Raw genomic sequence first — 15,469 nt, forward strand, 5'->3', positions numbered from 1 at the left:
ATGCTGGTCGCAGAAAGATATGAGATGATTGTACAGCTCGTGAATGAAAGAGGAAGCATACGAGTGTCCGAATTAAGTGAGTTGTGTAAAGTAACGGAAGAAACGATCCGACGCGATCTGGATCGACTGGAGCAGGCGGGGCGACTGCGCCGTTCGCATGGGGGAGCGGTTAGCGTCAAAAACGAGCAGCCTGAAACCCCCTATGCGGTACGGGAAATTATGAACGCGGAGGAAAAGCGTCGAATTGCTGAGGAAGCGGTCAAGCAGATTCAGCCGCATGATCGCATTTTACTGGATGCCAGTACGACGGCCTGGTATATGGCTTCCAGTCTGCCAGATATTCCTTTAACGATATTGACCAATTCGATTCGGGTAGCTACAGAGCTGGCGGGTAAGGAAAAAATCGAGGTCATTTCGACGGGAGGTCAGTTGCTTCAACGTTCACTGTCGTTCGTGGGTCCTCTTGCAGAGCGTTCATTAGAAACCTATTATGTAGATAAGCTATTTTTTTCCAGCCAGGGAGTTCATCTGGATCGCGGCATTAGTGAATCGAATGAGCTGCAAGCTCGTTTGAAGCAGAAAATGGTCAGCATTGCGGATCGCGTGATTTTATTGGCGGATGCGAGCAAATTCGGGCAGCAGGCGTTTACACATGTCGTGCACTTGTCACAAGTGTCCGAAATAATCACAGATTCACGGTTGTCGGACCCGATTCGTAGTCAACTCGCAGAGCTGTCCATTCCAGTTACGATTGTGTAAGTATGGAGTTTCTGGAGGGAGGTCGCTCCTCGTTTCATTTGATCTTACGATTGCTGTTGCAGTGGGATTCATTGATGATGTAAAACACCTATAGGCGAGCATCCCACTGCAAGCTTATGCTTATGATGAAAGTTTTCCTTGTGGAAAATGGACGGAAGGGGTGTGTCGTATGAAGGTATCTTTATTTATTACCTGCCTGAGTGATGCCATTTATCCAAGAGTAGGAGAAGCGATGGCACGCTTGCTTGCCAGATATGGTGTCGAGCTGGAATTTCCCAAGGTGCAGACATGCTGCGGGCAGCCGTCCTATAACAGCGGCTATTGGGACGAAACAAGGGTTGCGGCAAAAACGATTTTGAGAGCGTTTAATGACAGCGATTTTGTCGTAGCTCCTTCCGGTTCCTGCACGTATATGATTCATCATTACCCGGAATTGTTTAAGGATGAGCCCAAATGGCTGGATTCAGCACGGAGGCTGGAGCAAAAGACGTATGAGTTTACACAATTTATGGTACAGGTGCTTGGCGTGACCGATGTGGGCGCGTCTTTTCCGCATACGGTAACTTACCATCCGTCTTGTCATGGAACACGTTTGCTCGGCGTAAAGGAGGAACCGATGAAGCTGCTTGGCAGCGTAAAGGGTTTGCAATTAGTGCCGCTTCCTTTTGCTGAGGACTGCTGTGGGTTTGGTGGTACTTTTGCGGTGAAAATGCCCGCTATTTCGGGAGCGATGGTAACTGAAAAAGTGGACCATATCAGGGAGACGGAAGCCGAGGTATTGGTGGGATTGGATATGGCCTGCCTAATGAACATCGCCGGAAATCTTAGATATCGGGAAGAGCCAGTTCGGGTGATGCATCTGGCAGAGCTGCTGTATGAAGGGGTGAAACATGCATGACCGCTGTACATACACATTATTCTATGAACCAAAAGGTCAAAGAACGCGCAGAGCTAGCTCTGAATGACGATTTTCTGCGGAATGCAGTTCGTTTCACTACCGAGCGACTGCGCAACGGCAAGCGGGTAGCTTCAGAACAGCACGGAAATTGGGAGGAATGGCGTGAGCGAGGGCGTCAAATTCGGCTTCATACCATTGCCCATCTGGACTATTACCTAAATCTATTTGTAGAAAATGCCCGTGCCAACGGGGTGCACATCCATTTTGCTGACACCGCAGTGGATGCCGTAGGCATTACACTGGACATTGCCGCGCATAACCAAGTACGTTCTGTCGTCAAATCCAAGTCGATGGTGTCAGAGGAGCTGCATTTGAACCAGGCGCTGGAAGGTGCAGATATCGAGACGATTGAAAGTGATCTCGGTGAGTATATTATTCAACTGGCAGGTGAGGCGCCATCTCATATCGTAATCCCTGCGATTCACAAAAACCGTTATCAGATTGCCGAGTTGCTGTCCAAAGAAGCGGGGGAGGAGCTGTCCGCAGATACGACGATTCTGGCGGGCTTTGTCCGAAAAAAGCTGCGTGAAAAGTTTCTGGATGCGGATATTGGCATGACAGGCTGCAATTTTGCCATTGCCGAGACGGGTTCCATGGTACTGTTCGAAAATGAAGGTAACGCACGTATGGTTTCCACGCTGCCCAAAACACAAATTACACTGATGGGTATGGAGCGGATTATTCCATCCTGGACAGATTTGGAAGTGATGGCTACATTGCTGCCACGCTCCGCTACCGGACAGAAGCTGACGATGTATATGTCCGGTATTTCTGGACCCCGGCGCAGCCAGGATGCTGATGGACCGGAGGAAATGCATATCATCATCGTAGATAATGGACGTTCGCTTCAGTTAGGCAATCCCGAATTTCAGGAGTTGTTGAATTGCATTCGCTGCGGTGCTTGCCTGAACGCCTGTCCAGTGTACCGACACATTGGGGGACACGCGTATGGCGGGACATATAGCGGCCCTATCGGTGCAGTGCTTACGCCTGCCCTTCATGGCAACATTGAAGAGTGGAACGATATTGCGAGTGCGTCCAGCTTGTGCGGGGCGTGTTATGAAGCTTGTCCGGTCAAAATCCCACTGCATGATATGCTGGTTTATTTGCGTAGACGCAAGGTGGAAGGGGGACAAGGGGATAAGCTGGAGACGGCCGGGATGAAGGGTTTTGCGGCAGTCGTTTCCAGCTCGAAGCGATTCGCTGCGGCGATCCGGCTTGGGCAGATCGCACAGAAAGCGGTCGTCCGTAAAGGAGAAATTACCCTTAAGCTTGGTCCCTTAAAAGGCTGGAATACGTACCGTGTGGCTCCTGGTTTAGCGAAAAAATCCTTCCGTCAGCACTGGAACACACTGGCACGTGAGCTGGAGCAGGAACGCAAGGTCATGCACCCGGACATTCTCAGCCGAATGGAGACAATCTTGGCAGACAGAAGTAAAGGAGGGGCCCAGCATGAATGAACGGCGTAGTCCTTCTGCGCAAGCAAAAGCGGAGCATGAAGCGTGGCTTCATCAAATGGAAGCCGAATCCCGTGTCAAACAGACGCGCTTTATGGGGGGAATTGCGGCGCGGCTCAAGCGTCCGCGGCAGACGGAGCCACCGATGCAGCCGTTTCGCGGCGCACCTGCGTTTTGGCACGAATTCGAATGGGATGCGGAGCAGCGGATCGAGGAGTTTACCGCCAACTTTACAAGTGTTGGCGGACATGTCGTGCGTCTGCCGGATTTGGAGGAGACGGCAGACTGGATCGCGCACAAGGCGCGCGAGCTGGGAGCGGCTTATATCGTCCGGCAAAATGAGCCGGACCTGGATGCGCTCCAGTTGGAAGCAGCGCTACCGGAAGTTCGACTGTCGGTGTGGAACACCGATTCAGCCGAGAACTGGAGGGCACGCGCTGCGGAAGCCGATATCGGCATTGTCATGGCCGATGAGGCCGCCGCCTACACCGGCTCGGTAGCGGTGCTATCTGCGCCGGGGAAGGGGCGCTCGGTCAGCCTGCTGCCGACCGCGCTGATCATTCTCCTGCCAGTGGAGCGTCTGCGAACACGACTGGGCGAGATTTTAAGCCGCTTTGATGAAGCCGGACCCGAGCAGTTGCCGGCAGGCATTCATTTTATTACCGGTCCGAGCCGTTCATCCGATATTGAAAACGACTTGACGATCGGGGTACATGGACCAGGTATCGTGTATACGCTGTTGATTGGTTAGAGCGTTGCACTTCCCGTCTAACGGGCACGATAGAGCGGAAAACGAGTTTCAAAATCTGTTTGTCTGTGATTGCTCCTAACCGAAATCCGGCCATTGTGCAGCTCGGTAATGCTTTTGGTAATGGCCAGCCCCAGACCGGTGCCTCCCGTTTCCTTGGAGCGTGATTTGTCCACTCTGTAAAACCGTTCAAACAGATGCGGAACGTCTTCTGGTGGAATCGGGGTACCGTAGTTGGTGCAGATGACTATCGCTTCATCGCCTTCACGTCCGATGGTGATATCGAGCCGCTTGCCCTCCTTGCCGTATCGAATCGCGTTGGAAAATAAATTTTCATACAGGCGTACCAACTCGTCCGTATCAGCCAAAATCCGAACGGTCTCAACGATTCGGACACGATAAGACATGTCGGCCTGTTCCAGCGAGGGTACAAATTCCTCAGCAAGCTGAGTGAGCAATTTGCCGAGGTCTACAGGCTCCAGCTCCAGTGGCAGGCTGCCACCACTCACACGTGTGTATTCAAATAACTCGTCGATCAGCTTTTTAAGCGTCAGTGATTTTTCATAAGCAATGTTCACATAGTAGCGCAGCTCAATTTCGTCCCGGTAACGGTCGGTTTCAATGTACTCCAAAAAGCCGATCACGGATGTTAGCGGGGTGCGAAGATCGTGGGATACGCCAGTGATCAGGTCGTTTTTCGCTTTGGCGGAGGCTCGTTCTTCTTCTAGTGAACGACGGAGCTTGTCTGCCATCGTATTCATATTTTTCGCCAAGGTTGCCAGCTCATCCGCTGAAGATACCGGAATCGAATAGGATAGATTTCCGTCCGCAAACTTCTGCATCCCTGTCGTAATCTCGCGTAAATAGCCAATCGTATTTTTGGTAAAAAGGAAAAAGAAATAAATATATAAAGGCAGCCCGCCTACCAGCATGATCAGTGAGGAACCAATATGATTTACGGTCCAGCGGATCAACCGAGTACCAAAAAATGAACGGGAGGGATTCAGCCATAACAGCAGAGATGCCCCATAATAAAACACCATTAAAATCAGTCCAGTTAAAGTGAAGGCGGCAAGGCTAAGGGCTGCCAGCTTCCATCCCAGCGTGTCGTATCGTTTTGCCTTCAAGACGCAAATCCTCCATCAATCAAATTTTACCATTTTATACCCAATGCCCCACACCGTTTTTAGATATTTGGGTTTTCTCGGATCTGTCTCAATTTTCTCGCGAATTTTACGCACATGAACCATTAACGTGTTATTGGATTCCAGATATTGCTCTTTCCACACCTTTTCATAAATCTGCTCCATGCTCAGCACTTGGCCCCGGTGCCGAGCCAAAAACTCGACAATGGCGAACTCACGTGGAGTCAGCTTGACGGGTTCTCCGGCGAGAGTGACCTCATGCGTAACAGCATTAATAGAGAGTTCATCCAGTACTATTTCATGCTCCAAAACAGGCGAGGATTGGGTATATTTCCGTACTCTGCGCAGTTGGGATTTGATGCGCGCCACGAGCTCCAGCGGGCTGAACGGCTTGGTGACATAATCATCGGCCCCAACGCTGAGCCCTGTAATTTTGTCCATATCTTGTCCCTTCGCGGACAACATAATGATTGGAAAATGCTCGGTTTCCCTGATTTTCATGCATGCTTCAATCCCATCCATATTGGGCATCATCACATCCAGCACCATTACATCTATCTGCTCCCGATTGACCTGTTCCAGCGCTTCCAGTCCGTCCCGGGCCACGAGCAAGCGATACCCTTCATTTTCCAAATATATTTGCATGAGCTTAATAATCTCAGGTTCATCGTCTACTAATAAAATGGTTCCGTTATGCATGATTTTGCACCCTTTCTGTTCTTTCCAGCTGTATACAATATGGGCGTATTATATACTTTTTTAAAGGCGGAGGCTACGAACACTGATTTCAGGTTGCTTGCTGGGTGTCATCAGCCTTTGGATAGAACGATTTTGGCTGGGGAAGCAGGGTCTCTTTGCTTGAGCTGCCTTTGCCTGTTCCCGGTAGTTGACCGAACAAGATCCAGGCAAAGGGCAGGAAGCGAGCGATGACTGACACGACGAGCCAAGAGCAAAAAAGTGCACAAAAAAAACCTCCAGCGTACCACACATGAATAAGCTGCGGTGAGCCGATGTGTGGTGAAAACTGCCGATACAGAAGCAGGAAGAACGGATGAATCAGATACATACCAAAAGATAGTGTGCCCAGACGCTCCAGCTTGCGAATGACAAAGGAATGTTGTCTCCTATACATGAGAAAGGAAATCTGTAGTAATACTAACGTACTAGATAGGCTGTACATATTGTACATAAGTTCAAAAACTAGCGAATTGTACGAAGTTCCGTTCATTCTATTTTCATACCACATATAGACATGAATGGTGGCTGAAATCAGCCATAAAGCCCAAATTACAATCCATGTCAGCACGTCGGCAAAGCTTCGTTCCCCTTTACGCATTAGAAACCAAGTTCGGAGCTGGGGATAGTAGTAACCGAGAGCAGCGCCCAGCATGTAGCAGGCCACATAGGACAGTGCCCAGCTGCCTTTATTTTGAACCTGAAAGAGAAATTTATTGCTAATTATAAATGCCCACTCTACCAGCAATCCAATGACAATAGACCATTGCGGAAATTGCCGATAGCGCTGGAATAGCCACAGCACGCATGGAAATGCAAGATAAAATTGCATCATGATAAAAATATAATATAAATGGGTGTAGGCTTTGCCTGTGATCAGCTTCAGAGCAAAGCTTTCCGCCAAAGCAGCTATACTCCACGGTTCGTTACTGCCAGCCATAAGGGACAGGATGAAATAAAAGAGAGAGAACATGACATAAGGTAAGAGGATGTACAGCAATCTTTGCCTATAAAAGCGTCTCAAGAGCTGTCGTCCCATCGGACGATCCTTATAGTTGTAGAACAGCACCATACTGCTAAGTGCGATAAATACAGGGGTACCATACTTCATCAATACATTGAGCGCATTATATACAACATACAGGCTGGAATGTGTAAGTTGAACTGTTGCATAAGACGTGGCATGTACCATTAGGACGGCTAGAATTGCCATGGCTCTGACCAACTGTAATTCAGGAATTTTTTCTTTGGTCCTAGGCTTCATAAGCTTCATTTCCTTTCAGTAGTGAACTATATCTTGTTGAACTCCTTCTATTAAAAGATAAAGTTCTTAACAACCTGAAAGGGAGTGGCTTAAGAATCGCTTATCAACTTCTTAACTTTTGTTAAGAATTAAGCAAAGAACTTCCATAGGCTCAAAATGAGCGGCATGGAAGTTCTTTTTACTAATCATGTTCATTTGTTATTTGCAGCGTTTGATAGGTGCGCGTCTAATTTGTCCACGAATGGCGCCGTTCGGATGACGGATTGTGCGGACATTGACGTAGGCATTGCCCTCTCTGATTTGGCATACCAAATCATAAATGGTTTTGCCTCTGAGCGGACCAGTAAGATCACATGCACGTAGCACACCACTAACGACGCCTCTTTTTACAGTTATCCCGAATTTTGAAGGACCAAACAAGGTAGCAACAATAGGTCCGTTTTCACCTCTTCGTCCCAGATGAATGTGCGCTTCAGTTACTCGTGAAATATTGCGAACAGTTAGCTCAAAGCTTAATTGCTGGCTTGACGGACGATAATGAAATTCCGCAGTTCCTGTTGCATTTGTTCTGACCGGAGGTACTTCATTAGCCCCTCTTAATGTGGCTCTAAACTTATTAGACATTACGTCCCTCCTTTCCCAGTGTTGATTTAGTGTATTCACAGCACCGGCGAAAGGGCTGTACATTCGCCTATGCAGCAGAAGTTGTGTGTTTCACAAGTTATTCAGTCCAAGCAGAAAACGAATTTTCTCATAAACTATGAATATCTGATAGAGAGAGGAGGAGAAACCATGGGAACATTTATTGACGGAAGAACATCCCAAAATGCTTCAACAGCCAATTCTATTGCTATTCCGATTACTCTTATCAATACGCCTCAATTGTTTGGGCAGATCGGATTAAACACACAGGGAGCTACAGGTACGCCAAGGGTTTTGCTTAAAGGAACCATATCGCTTCAGCTTCCGCTTGCTTTAGTAGGGATTACAATTACGATTGTAAGAGGTACGCAGGTAACAGATCCTGTTGTTTATTCAGCTACGTCAACTTTTAATTTGAGTTTATTAGCTCCACAGGTTATTGCGTTCTCAGCAGATGACTTTAACCCGCCGATTAGTCCACAACTGGTATACACGGCTTTTGTTTCTTCTAACTTGCTGGGCACAATACGTGTAGGTCCAGAGAGTTTTGACGGTATTCTGGTTGCCGATTAATATAGTAATCTTAAAATAATGAATTTTGCTTCATAAAGCTTCGCAGTTGGGTCTGCGAAGCTTTTTTATGTACGGGCATACTATTATAGTAGATCAACTTACTATGCAGACTCCTTTTTATTTGCATAAGAATAACATAGGTACAACCATGCAACTATTGATAGAATTTTGTGTATGCGCTTACATTAAGTTGTTTTTTGCTTCGTACAATTAAAAATCTGGGGAGGAATGAAAAATGAAGTGGAACAAAGGATTAACTGGTATGCTTTTGGCAGCTTTTTTATGTAGCGTACCAGGGTTAGGTATAGCTACCCCGGCACAAGCATCTACGATCGAGTACAAGTTTGATTTTGGCGGGGGTGCGGTCGAAACGGGTTATACCGGAGTGAGTGCCTCACTGTCCTATAATTCAGCACGCGGTTATGGCTTTCGTACCCCTGAGAAAATGCGTAATGTCAATGCGTCAGGGACTGGAGTGGCAAGTGATGCGGTACAATTCCTGGCTACAGGTACGAAAAGCGAGAATACTTTTGACGTCGATCTTCCTCCAGGTTTGTACGAGGTGTCGGTTACTTTAGGAGATACTTCCCGTTCAAGTGTTGCGGCCGAAGGGGTGTATCAGGTTATAAATATGACGGGAAATGGAGCCAAAGATCGCTTTCAAATCCCAGTGACAGACGGTCAGTTAAATCTGCTGGTTACTGAAGGCAAAGAGGGTGCATCCTTCACGCTCAGTGCACTGGAAATCAAGCAATTGTCTAGTAATCCGGTTACGAAGCGCACAATTTATATTGGCGGGGATTCCACGGTTTGTAACTATTATCCGCTAGACAGCAGCGTGCAGGCGGGATGGGGTCAACTGCTGCCGGAGTTTGTAAACCCAAATACTTTTCAAATTCGCAATATGGCGTCAGGGGGCCAAATTGCTAGAGGGTTCCATCAGGACGGCCAGTTGGAGGCAATCGTTCAATATATCAAGCCGGGGGATTATTTTATTCTCCAGTTAGGCATTAATGATACCAATCCAAAGCATAACGAAAGCGAAGCGGAATTTAAGGACTGGATGCGGGATATGATCCGGCAGGTAAAAGCTAAGGGGGCGACGGTAATTCTATCAACACCGCAAGGCCGAGCCACTGACTTTAATGCTAACAATGTACACAACGCAGAAAACAGATGGTATAGAAGCACTATTTTGGCATTGGCTCAAGAAGAACAAGCGCCTTTAGTCGATCTGAATGTTCTCAGTTCAGCTTATTTCACCTCTATTGGCAAAGAAGCTACGCTGGCCTTGTATATGAAAGGTGATACCCTGCATCCAAACCATGCAGGTGCAAGGGAACTGGCGCGATTGGTAGCGCAGGATTTAAAAAGACAGGGTCTGAGTGGGTTCTAAATTGCAATTAAAGAATTCCCCTGCTGCTTACATGTGAAGGAGCAGGGGTTTTTGGTCTCTGTTCAGGGTGCTATAATAATAGAAAAAGCAATAGTAATGCGGAGGAATGAGAACATGCAGCCTTTCACTGCCCGTGTGCTTCAAATTATATTGCTGATCCCTGAGGGAAAAGTAATGACTTACGGTCAAATTGCGGCAGAGGCCGGAAGCCCAAGAGGAGCTAGACAGGTGGTGCGAATTTTACATACAATGAGCCAAAAACACCGACTCCCCTGGCACCGAGTAGTCAACCGCTTGGGTGAGATTGCTTTACAGGAGGATGAATCCGCATCCTTGCAGCGCTTGTACCTGGAAGAGGAAGGCATACAGTTTAATGCAAACGGACGTATTCCATTGGATCAATATCTTTATCATCCGCAGGCGGAGATGGACGAATAGGCGAGAAATCAGCAGAGGTGGCAATGACTTTGAGCTACTATACACTGGTCTGAATCCTCGCCCAAAAAAGACAGGACAAATCAAGCTATGATTTGTCCTGTCTCTTTTTAATTAGCGTATCATGCGGATTATGAAGGATGGCGTTCATTTAAAGCACTAGATTTCCAAGTAAGCTTATCCAATCAGATGCTGCTGATCCCGCTGGGCAAGGTGAAAAGAAATACTGTTCATCAGCGGGATATCGTTATTTTTTCGAGCTTCCCGAATGAGCTGTTTCTTTTTTTGTTCTGATTCGCGCAGAAAGCGAGTCATCCACAAGTCAGACGGTTCGTTAGTAGTTGTCATGCGAGATTCTTTTATCATCTATTAACCCTCCTAGTGAGCGGCTGTTATTCTTTCTCTAGTATATGCTTCAAACCTTAATAGATGCTGTTGGTTTCCTTAAAATTAGCTGAAATTCAGGTAAAGTTCAGGTAAAAATAGATTAAATCTATGTCTAGTGGGACGTAAAGTAGGTTACAACGAGTTATCTGGCAGTAAAGGTTACAAAAATGTATTGTTTTGACACCTTGTACCAACATAAACCTGAAAGTACAATTAGAATGCGAGGAATTCGTGGAAATTTATGTCGAAAAGAATGGAAAAGATTCGAAGGATGCACTTGAAAGGGGAGAAACTCATTTATGAAGCCAAAAGCGGCTGCCGTGCTGCTTGTACTGTCTTTTTCAACAGGCTTGGTCACCACTGTCCAGGCTGACAGTTCATCAGGAAGCATTACAGCAAATGTATCAGTTAATTCATCATCTGCTGCGGCTACGCCGAAGACACCATCTGTCACGGGACAGACTCTACCTCCATTAACGCTCAAGCAGGCAGTAGAATGGGCACAGACGAACAGCTACAATACGCGTTCTGCCGAGCGGGATGTAGAGCGGCGCAGACTTGAATTGAAAAATGCAGAAAAGGAGCTGGGCAATTCACCTGTCGATTATATAGACGATGCGTATGTGGATAATGAAACGTCCTGGAGGAATTACAGTTCCTCGACGTTATCTTATCTAGCCAGCAAAAAGCAGGCGCAATACGCCAAAGACCAGATTTATTTTAATGTAATGAAAAGCTATCAAAGTGTGTTTGTAGCAGAGAATCAGCTGAAAAATGATCTGGAGGCGCTGGAAATCGCCCAAGCGGAGGAAAAGATTGCCCTTGCCAAATTTGCGCGTGGCAAGCTGTCTGAATATGCGAAAAACGAGAGCACACAGGCCAGGGTCCAGGCGGAACAAGCGGTCGAACAGGGAAAAATTGCATTGCAAAAATCCAGAGATGCACTCAACTTCCTCATGGGACAGCCTAACGGGACAGCCTATGAAATGGTGGATCGACCTGTGTACAAAGAACCGAAGAAGCTGGATATCGAATTACATATACAACAGCTGACAGACATGAATCCAAATTTGTGGAAGCTGGAGGATAGTATCAAAACTTCGGAACTTAATGTAAGATATTTTGATTTTAACAACGGCGCCGGTGCTTACGATCTAGCTAAAATGGATGTCGATACAGCTAAAGAGGAGCTTGCCAAAGGTCAAAAGGATTTTGCCGAATCACTCCGCAATTTGTATGCTACGGTTAAGGAAAACCAAAAGAAATACGTACAGCTGGAGGAAAGCTTGCGCACGGCAAAAGAAGCCTTGGAGTTATCACGCAAAAAGTGGGCCAGAGGTCTGGTTATCGAGATGGAATTGAAAAATAATCAGTTGAAAGTGAACCAGATTGAACGCCAAATGGAAGAGCTGGCGATCGAGTTGGATCAAAACGAGTATACGTTGAACAAGCCATGGAGCACATAGGGAGGAAAAGGCGTTGGCAGAAACGGTTTTAAATGATGCTTTAATCAAGCTACGGAGAAAACGGAGAAAAAAATGGATCTGGACTGCAATTGTTTTACTGGTTGTAGGCGGTGGCGGTGCAGCAGTATATCTGAATATGCCCAAAGAGCAGGCAGCACCTATAGTTCAGGATGAGAAGCTTAAAGTAGAGCGCGGCGATGTGAGCGAGAAGCTGGACACGTCCGGTACTGTGCAAGCATCCAAGGAAGTGAAGCTGAACTTCACGAGTGCAGGCGAAAACAAGCTGGCTGCGGTCAACGTGAAAGCCGGGGACAAGGTGAAAAAAGGGCAAGTACTGGCGCTTCTGGACAGCTCGGAAATTAAAATGCAAATTCAGAGTGCGTCTGATTCTTTGGAGATATCCAAATCCAAACTGGCTGAATTGGAGAAGGGTCCCAAGGCCGAGGACGTTGAAATTCAGAAAACCAATGTACTTCGAGCCAAAATGGCTGTCGATACAGCGCAAGAATCATTTGAGTTGGAAGAAGCCGAGAGTCAGAAGAAAGCTTCCCAAAAGCAGTTGGAGCAAGCGCGGAAGGCATATGAAGACCAAAAGTTTTTACACGATGCCGGGGCTGTATCCAACAGTGAATTGGAGCAGGCAGAGCAAGCACTGGATAAAGCACAAACAGACTATGATAATCTAAACTTACAGTTCCGCAAAATCATGTCGCAAAAACGTCGTACCATTTCAGAGGCTGAAATCGGTTACCGTGCCGCATTGGCTGAGCTTCACAAGACTCAGGTTCCGGCTGATGCATCGAGTATTCAATCCTCACGGATAGAGGTACGAAGACTGGCGACCGAGCTGGAGCAGAAAAAAAATGAACTGAACAAGCTTCAGGTCACGGCACCGTGGGATGGTGTGATCCTGAAGGTAAACGGAGATGTGGGGACCAGTCCGACGGCTCCATTTATTACCATGAATAACTCGGATTCCAACGATCTTAAGGTAGTTGTGAAGGTAAGTCAGAATGACATTGTCAAGGTAAAAAAGGGGCTTTCGGCTGTGTTGTCGACCAATGCATATCCGGGTGAATCGTTTCCAGGGAAAGTGCAATTCGTCTCACCGGAAGCTTCTACGGATGAAGGGATGACCACGTATCTGATGGAACTGTCTGTTCACGACCCGAAAGGCAAGCTTAAAACAGGCATGATTATGAATGTGGCCGTTATTTTGGGAGTACACAAAAATGTACTGTTCGTTCCTGCGACTGCACTGAGATCCGAAGGAGGACAGGACGGCGTGTATGTATCCGCTAATAACGCTGCGAATCCGGGGGCACGCACATTCAAGCCCGTAGAACTTGGATTTTACACGCCAGACCGTGTAGAGATTAAGTCCGGTGTTAAGGAGGGGGACACGGTTATTGTGCCTGCCCCTGAACCTCCGCCAGATCCTTCCGCAATGGGCGGCATGCAGGGAGGCTTTTAAACAGGCATGAGACATGTTATTCAAATTGAGGGTTTGAAAAAAGTATACCATGTTGGAGATCAGGAAATTCATGCTCTGCGTGAGGTTCAGCTTGATATTGCTGACGGTGATTTTGTTGCAATTATGGGACCGTCTGGATCAGGCAAGTCCACAATGATGAATGTCATTGGCTGTCTGGACTTACCTACGTCAGGACAATTTTATTTGGATGGATATTCGATACTAGATGCCCGCGAGGATGAACTGGCTATTATACGTAATCAGAAAATCGGATTTGTATTTCAAAAATTCCATTTGCTTCCGCGATCCACAGCTCTGGAAAACGTGGAACTGCCTATGATCTATGCGGGGGTTTCTGCCAAGGAGCGTCGTTTGCGGGCCATGGAAGCCCTCACAAGCGTAGGTCTAGGCGACCGGATGAACAACAGGCCAAACGAATTGTCAGGCGGTCAGCAACAACGGGTATCCATTGCACGTGCACTTGTGAACAATCCGGTTATTCTTTTGGCGGATGAACCGACAGGAGCCTTGGACTCCCGAACAAGTGTGGAAATCATGGGGATTTTCCAGCGATTGAACGATCAAGGGAAAACGGTTGTACTGGTTACTCATGATCAAGAGGTTGCGGAATATGCCAAGCGTCTGATTCACTTTCGGGATGGGCGGATTGAAGAGGATCAGCCTGTTGAGGAACGAAGAATGGCGGCAGAGGAAGTGAAGGCATGAAATTTCGGGAAATTATTCGTGTATCGCTTAACAGTTTGCGTACTAATATGCTGCGATCCTTGCTGACCATGGTGGGCATTATTATTGGAGTGGCTGCTGTGATTGCGATTGTAGCCATTGGTAAAGGATCAACGGCTACGATTACATCGCAGATCAATAGTATGGGAAATAATCTGCTGATGATTTATCCTTATGCTCCATATGATGGGTCAAGTTCCATGTCGTTTAATCAGACGAAAGGAATATCGCTGGAAGATATTGAGGCGCTAGAGCAGCAAAAGGCAGTAGCCGAGGTGGCGCCAAGTGCGATGACCAATGCAGATATTACGTGGAGTCGCAATAAGGTTAACGGGCAAATCGAGGGAACCTCGCTGGGATTTGTTCATGTGAGAAAGTTGTCGCTCGCTCAGGGCAGATCGTTTACCCACTATGAAGTGGATAAACGATTGAATGTGGCTGTATTGGGGAGTGATGCGGCCCGTAATATTTTTGGCCCGGATGCTTCCAAAGCGATAGGTGAGATCATTATGATCAAACAACTGCCCTTTAAGGTGGTTGGTGTGCTGGCTAATTCCAATTCAAATATGAATAATAGCGGACAGCAGGTATATGTGCCGATCACTACGGGGATGGAACGACTAGGTAATATGAGCATTCAGCAGGTGAATGCCTCTGCAACAACGGAGGACAAGATTGATCAGGCAAGTGCTCAAATTCGGCAGGTGCTGCGTGTCAGACATGAGCTAAAGCCATCAGAGGGCGATGATTTTCAAATTATGACCCAGACGGAAATCCTAAAAACAGTGTCCGGGGTTGACCGGGTTATGAATATGCTACTGATCGGCGTGGCTGCAATTGCGCTTGGCGTTGGCGGTGTCGGCATCATGAATATTATGTTGGTGTCCGTCACGGAGCGTACGAGAGAGATCGGAATTCGCAAAGCGATCGGTGCGCAGCGCAGTGATATTATGCTGCAGTTTGTGGCCGAGGCTGTTTTTCTCAGTCTAATGGGTGGACTGGTCGGCGTAATGGTGGGTCTTGGGGGTGCAAAGCTGCTCGAGAAATTCGTCCAAATGCCAATTGTGTATTCGATGGAGCCAGTAGTGTATTCTTTTCTGTGCTGCATGGGAGTTGGAGTGCTGTTCGGAGTATATCCGGCGCGCAAGGCCTCGAAGCTGCGTCCGATTGATGCTTTAAGATATGAATAGGGAAACGGGTGCTTTGCCTTACTTGAAAGAGAGGGATAAAGTACCCGTTTTTTTGTATGAAATTTGCATGAAATAAGTGTTTTAAATGATAAAAGG

The 15,469-nt window shown here is 47.2% G+C and carries 16 protein-coding genes; 11 read left to right on the forward strand and 5 right to left on the reverse strand.

All coding sequences use genetic code 11. The features are described 5' to 3' along the window. From FKV70_RS24180 to FKV70_RS24195, 4 genes are all read left to right on the forward strand, one after another. Complete coding sequence (locus FKV70_RS24180) at positions 1 to 759, forward strand: DeoR/GlpR family DNA-binding transcription regulator (RefSeq protein ID WP_063213937.1); 759 nt, start codon at positions 1 to 3, stop codon at positions 757 to 759. Between the two features lie 169 nt (positions 760 to 928). Further along, entirely contained in the window at positions 929 to 1,657 is a 729-nt protein-coding gene (locus FKV70_RS24185; RefSeq protein WP_142614817.1) for a (Fe-S)-binding protein, read from the forward strand. Next, a complete protein-coding gene (locus tag FKV70_RS24190) occupies positions 1,654 to 3,177 on the forward strand; it encodes a LutB/LldF family L-lactate oxidation iron-sulfur protein (protein WP_142614818.1) in 1,524 nt (507 codons plus the stop codon). Before FKV70_RS24185 ends, FKV70_RS24190 begins: the two co-directional genes overlap by 4 nt. After that, the gene (locus FKV70_RS24195; protein ID WP_142614819.1) at positions 3,170 to 3,925 is read left to right on the forward strand and encodes a LutC/YkgG family protein; all 756 of its coding nucleotides are present in this window, start codon (positions 3,170 to 3,172) and stop codon (positions 3,923 to 3,925) included. The genes FKV70_RS24190 and FKV70_RS24195 overlap by 8 nt, the downstream gene beginning before the upstream one ends. 17 nt (positions 3,926 to 3,942) lie before the next feature. Here FKV70_RS24195 and FKV70_RS24200 read toward each other — a convergent pair whose 3' ends face one another. From FKV70_RS24200 to FKV70_RS24215, 4 genes are all read right to left on the reverse strand, one after another. Then, entirely contained in the window at positions 3,943 to 5,049 is a 1,107-nt protein-coding gene (locus FKV70_RS24200; protein WP_142614820.1) for a sensor histidine kinase, read from the reverse strand. 15 nt (positions 5,050 to 5,064) lie between these two features. Then, a complete protein-coding gene (locus FKV70_RS24205) occupies positions 5,065 to 5,766 on the reverse strand; it encodes a response regulator transcription factor (RefSeq protein WP_142614821.1) in 702 nt (233 codons plus the stop codon). 88 nt (positions 5,767 to 5,854) lie between these two features. Then, positions 5,855 to 7,066 carry an acyltransferase gene (locus tag FKV70_RS24210; protein WP_244310840.1) on the reverse strand — a complete coding sequence of 404 codons (1,212 nt, stop codon included), beginning with the start codon at positions 7,064 to 7,066 and terminating at the stop codon, positions 5,855 to 5,857. Positions 7,067 to 7,264: 198 nt separating this feature from the next. Beyond that, positions 7,265 to 7,690 carry a CHRD domain-containing protein gene (locus tag FKV70_RS24215; protein ID WP_142614822.1) on the reverse strand — a complete coding sequence of 142 codons (426 nt, stop codon included), beginning with the start codon at positions 7,688 to 7,690 and terminating at the stop codon, positions 7,265 to 7,267. A gap of 168 nt (positions 7,691 to 7,858) precedes the next feature. On the opposite strand from FKV70_RS24215, the gene FKV70_RS24220 reads away from it, so the two are divergent. The 3 genes from FKV70_RS24220 to FKV70_RS24230 all read left to right on the forward strand — a co-directional run bounded on the left by FKV70_RS24220 (position 7,859) and on the right by FKV70_RS24230 (position 10,115). Continuing rightward, positions 7,859 to 8,281: a hypothetical protein gene (locus FKV70_RS24220; RefSeq protein ID WP_142614823.1), complete on the forward strand. Its 423-nt coding sequence runs from the start codon at positions 7,859 to 7,861 to the stop codon at positions 8,279 to 8,281. A gap of 235 nt (positions 8,282 to 8,516) precedes the next feature. Then, positions 8,517 to 9,677, forward strand: a complete 1,161-nt coding sequence (locus FKV70_RS24225; protein WP_142614824.1) for a rhamnogalacturonan acetylesterase — start codon at positions 8,517 to 8,519, stop codon at positions 9,675 to 9,677. A gap of 114 nt (positions 9,678 to 9,791) precedes the next feature. Then, positions 9,792 to 10,115 (forward strand): MGMT family protein, encoded by a 324-nt coding sequence (locus tag FKV70_RS24230; RefSeq protein ID WP_064797382.1) that lies wholly within the window; start codon positions 9,792 to 9,794, stop codon positions 10,113 to 10,115. 174 nt (positions 10,116 to 10,289) lie between these two features. On the opposite strand, the gene FKV70_RS24235 is transcribed toward FKV70_RS24230, so the two are convergent. Beyond that, the gene (locus FKV70_RS24235; RefSeq protein WP_013370989.1) at positions 10,290 to 10,478 is read right to left on the reverse strand and encodes a hypothetical protein; all 189 of its coding nucleotides are present in this window, start codon (positions 10,476 to 10,478) and stop codon (positions 10,290 to 10,292) included. 320 nt (positions 10,479 to 10,798) lie between these two features. Here FKV70_RS24235 and FKV70_RS24240 point away from each other — a divergent pair, with 320 nt between their 5' ends. From FKV70_RS24240 to FKV70_RS24255, 4 genes are read left to right on the forward strand one after another with little or no spacing between them, the layout of a single operon-like run. Then, positions 10,799 to 11,965 (forward strand): TolC family protein, encoded by a 1,167-nt coding sequence (locus tag FKV70_RS24240; protein ID WP_142614825.1) that lies wholly within the window; start codon positions 10,799 to 10,801, stop codon positions 11,963 to 11,965. Positions 11,966 to 11,978: 13 nt separating this feature from the next. Further along, entirely contained in the window at positions 11,979 to 13,439 is a 1,461-nt protein-coding gene (locus FKV70_RS24245; protein WP_063213946.1) for an efflux RND transporter periplasmic adaptor subunit, read from the forward strand. Between the two features lie 6 nt (positions 13,440 to 13,445). Continuing rightward, a complete protein-coding gene (locus FKV70_RS24250; RefSeq protein WP_063213947.1) occupies positions 13,446 to 14,165 on the forward strand; it encodes an ABC transporter ATP-binding protein in 720 nt (239 codons plus the stop codon). Then, the gene (locus FKV70_RS24255) at positions 14,162 to 15,373 is read left to right on the forward strand and encodes an ABC transporter permease (RefSeq protein ID WP_142614826.1); all 1,212 of its coding nucleotides are present in this window, start codon (positions 14,162 to 14,164) and stop codon (positions 15,371 to 15,373) included. The genes FKV70_RS24250 and FKV70_RS24255 overlap by 4 nt, the downstream gene beginning before the upstream one ends. Positions 15,374 to 15,469 lie beyond the last annotated feature (96 nt).

Source organism: Paenibacillus ottowii (assembly GCF_006874425.1).
GTDB lineage: Bacteria > Bacillota > Bacilli > Paenibacillales > Paenibacillaceae > Paenibacillus > Paenibacillus ottowii.